The sequence below is a fragment of the Actinoplanes sp. NPDC048791 genome (genome assembly GCF_040650095.1).
In the GTDB taxonomy this organism is placed as follows: Bacteria; Actinomycetota; Actinomycetes; order Mycobacteriales; family Micromonosporaceae; genus Actinoplanes.
Genome location: NZ_JBEZGQ010000988.1, coordinates 1 through 3069, shown reverse-complemented (window position 1 = coordinate 3069; position 3069 = coordinate 1). Strand labels below are relative to the sequence as shown.

Annotated in this window: 4 protein-coding genes; 2 read left to right on the top strand and 2 right to left on the bottom strand. The window is 73.5% G+C overall.

The genetic code is table 11. The features are described 5' to 3' along the window. On the top strand, positions 1-881 hold an 881-nt coding region (locus AB0C29_RS40940; protein WP_360832484.1), incomplete at its 5' end, for a GNAT family N-acetyltransferase. A gap of 58 nt (positions 882-939) precedes the next feature. Here the strand turns inward: AB0C29_RS40940 and AB0C29_RS40935 are convergent. Together AB0C29_RS40935 and bioB are read right to left on the bottom strand one after the other, a co-directional pair. Continuing rightward, the gene (locus AB0C29_RS40935; protein WP_360549487.1) at positions 940-1128 is read right to left on the bottom strand and encodes a hypothetical protein; all 189 of its coding nucleotides are present in this window, start codon (positions 1126-1128) and stop codon (positions 940-942) included. Then, entirely contained in the window at positions 1125-2120 is a 996-nt protein-coding gene (bioB, locus tag AB0C29_RS40930) for a biotin synthase BioB (protein ID WP_360832481.1), read from the bottom strand. Before bioB ends, AB0C29_RS40935 begins: the two co-directional genes overlap by 4 nt. A gap of 97 nt (positions 2121-2217) precedes the next feature. On the opposite strand from bioB, the gene AB0C29_RS40925 reads away from it, so the two are divergent. Beyond that, positions 2218-3069, top strand: an 852-nt coding sequence (locus AB0C29_RS40925) for an aminotransferase class I/II-fold pyridoxal phosphate-dependent enzyme (RefSeq protein WP_360832487.1), incomplete at its 3' end; no start/stop codon positions are given.

The window sequence follows — 3069 nt, the reverse complement described above, 5'->3', positions numbered from 1 at the left end:
TCGCCCGTGGCCGGGGGCGCGACGCCTTCGTCACGCGGGCCGAGGCCCAGGGCCTGGCCGACCAGCCGACCCGGGCCCTCGCGCTGGCCGGCCGGCTGGTGCACGACCCGGACTCGCTGGGCGAGGCTCTGGTCACCCTGCTCGACGCGGCCGAGGTGCGCTGGCGGCCCGAGGGCACGGTGGTGCTGCACGGCTTCGACGAGGAGCGGATGACGCTCATCGACCGGGCCGGCGGCAGCTACGAGGTGCTGCGGCCGGCGCCGGCCTTCACCCCGGCCGAGTACGCCCGGGCCCAGGCGCTGGTCGAGGTCAGCGGCGCCCTGGTGCGACGGACCACCGACCAGACCACGCTCCTGCTGCCGGACGGCGCCGAGCTGCTGATCCGCGCTGCGACCGGCGATGACGTCGAAGGCGTACGCCGCATGCACGCCCACAGCTCCCTGCTGTCGCGCCGGCGCCGCTATCTCGGTGGCGGGCAGATGCCCTCGGAGGCCCGCCTGCGCCGGATGCTCGAGCCGGCGAACGGCCTGACCCTGCTCGCCCTGCACGTCGACCCGGCCACCGGCGAGGAACGGGTCGTCGCGATGGCCAACCTGCTCACCGAGGGCGACCTCGGCGAGGTGGCCCTGCTGGTGCAGGACGCCTGGCAGCGCCGGGGCATCGGCACGGTGCTGCTGCGCCGGCTGACCGCCTGGGCGGCCCGGATGAACTTCTCGGCCCTGGTGGCGCACACCGGTGCCGACAACGTCGCGATGCTCCGCACGCTGCGCCGCTTCGGCGTCGCGGACGGCGGCGACCGTGACGGGGCGCTGCTGACCCTGACCCTGCCGGTCGCGGGTCACCGGTCGGCGAGCGACGAGACTCCTGCCACCTCCGGGTGACGGGTGAGAGCGGCGACGGCGGGCCTCCCACGAGGTCCGTCGTCGCCGATGGGTCTGCTTACGAGTGACGCACGCCGTGCTCGACGCAGGTCGCCGTCCAGCCGGTCGGCACGACCTGCACCTTCATCCGGCGCCGGCAGTCCGGGCAGAAACGGGGCGGCTCCAGCTCCCGGGCCGCCGCGCACGCGGAGTGGTCACCCTCCGCGGCCGGCTGACCGCACCGGTCGCAATACACCAGGACCGTCACAGCGTCGCCGAGAGCGCCTTGACCGGCATCTTCAGCTCCTGCAGCAGCTCCAGGTCGGAAGTGGCCGGGCGGCCCAGCGTCGTCAGATAGTTGCCGACGATCACCGCGTTGATGCCGCCGAGCAGGCCGTCGCGGGTGCCGAGGTCGCCCAGGGTGATCTCGCGGCCGCCCGCGTACCGCAGGATGGTTCTGGGCATCGCCAGCCGGAAGGCGGCGATCGCGCGCAGCGCGTCCTTGCCCTCCACCACCGGGCGGTCGCCCAGCGGGGTGCCCGGGCGCGGGTTGAGGAAATTCAGCGGGACCTCGTGCGGGTCCAGCTCGGCGAGCTGCGCGGCGAACTCGGCCCGCTGCTCGACGGACTCGCCCAGGCCGAGGATGCCGCCGCAGCAGACCTCCATGCCGGAGTCGCGCACCATCTTGAGCGTGCCCCAGCGCTCCTCCCACGAGTGGGTGGTCACCACGTTCGGGAAGTAGGACTGGCAGGTCTCGAGATTGTGGTTGTAGCGGTGCACGCCCATGTCGACGAGCTGGTCGACCTGCTCCTGGGTGAGCATGCCCAGACTGGCCGCGACCTGGATGTCGACGGCCTCCTTGATCGCCTTGACGCCCTCGCGCATCTGCGCCATGAGCCGCTGGTCGGGCCCGCGCACGGCGGCCACGATGCAGAACTCCGTCGCCCCGGTCGCCGCGGTCTGCTTGGCCGCCTCGACCAGCGAGGGGATGTCGAGCCAGACCGCGCGCACCGGCGAGGTGAACAGGCCGGACTGCGAGCAGAAATGGCAGTCCTCGGGGCAGCCGCCGGTCTTGAGCGACACGATGCCCTCGACCTCGACCTCCGGGCCGCACCACTTCATCCGGACGTCGTGCGCCACCTGGAGCAGCTCCGGCAGATCCTCGTCGGGCAGCCGCAGCACCTCGAGGATCCCCGCCTCGTCGAGCCCGGCACCATCGGCAAGAACCCGGGCCCGGGCCCGGTCGAGGATCTCTGGCATGCCCGTACCCTACAAGGCGTTCCGCCCGGCCGGGATGTCGGAGCCGGGTGATAGTTTGCCCGGCGGACGGGGTTCCGGCGATGAGGGTGAGGGTGCTTTGGCGGGCTGGCAGGAGGCGCTCGAGCGCCAGGCCCGCACGCGGGCCAAGGCCGGGCTGACCAGGACCTTGCGGCCGCGACCGGCCGACGACCGGGTCGTCGACCTGGCCGGCAACGACTATCTCGGCCTGGCCGTGCACCCCGAGGTGATCGCGGCGTCGGTCCGGGCCCTGCAGGAGTACGGCCTGGGCGCCACCGGTTCGCGGCTGGTCCGCGGCTCGACCCGGGCCCACGCCGCCCTGGAGACCGACCTGGCCGACTGGCTCGGCGCGGAGCAGGCGCTGGTGTACTCCTCGGGCTACCTGGCCAATCTGGGTGCGGTCCGCGCGCTGGCCGGCCCGGAGACCCTGCTCGTCTCGGACCGTTACAACCACGCGTCGCTGATCGATGGCTGCAAGAGCTCGGGCGCCGAGGTGGTCGTCGCCCCGCACGCCGACCCGGCCGCCCTCGCGGTGATCCTCGACGCCCACCCCGGCCGACCCGCCGTGTTCGTCACCGAGTCGGTCTTCTCCGTGGACGGCGACCTCGCGCCACTGGCCGAGTTGCACGCGGTGACTTCCGCCCGCGACGCACTGCTGCTGGTCGACGACGCCCACGCGGTGGGTGTGCTCGGCGCCGAGGGCGCGGGCGGTGTCGCGGCGGCGGGCCTGGCCGGCCGGCCGGACGTCGTCGTGACGGCGACCCTGTCGAAGTCCCTGGGCGGCGCGGGTGGCGTGGTCGCCGGTCCGGCCGCGCTAATCCGGCACCTGATCGACACTGGTCGCACATTCATCTACGACACCGCGCCGCCGCCGGCCGCAGGCCGTTCGCGCGTTCGGAGGCTTCCGACCCGTCGCTCTGCTCAAGGCCTC

Excerpts from the sequence above, each read along its gene's own strand:
- bioB (WP_360832481.1), bottom strand. The coding sequence starts at position 2,120 with ATGCCAGAGATCCTCGACCGGGCCCGGGCCCGGGTTCTTGCCGATGGT.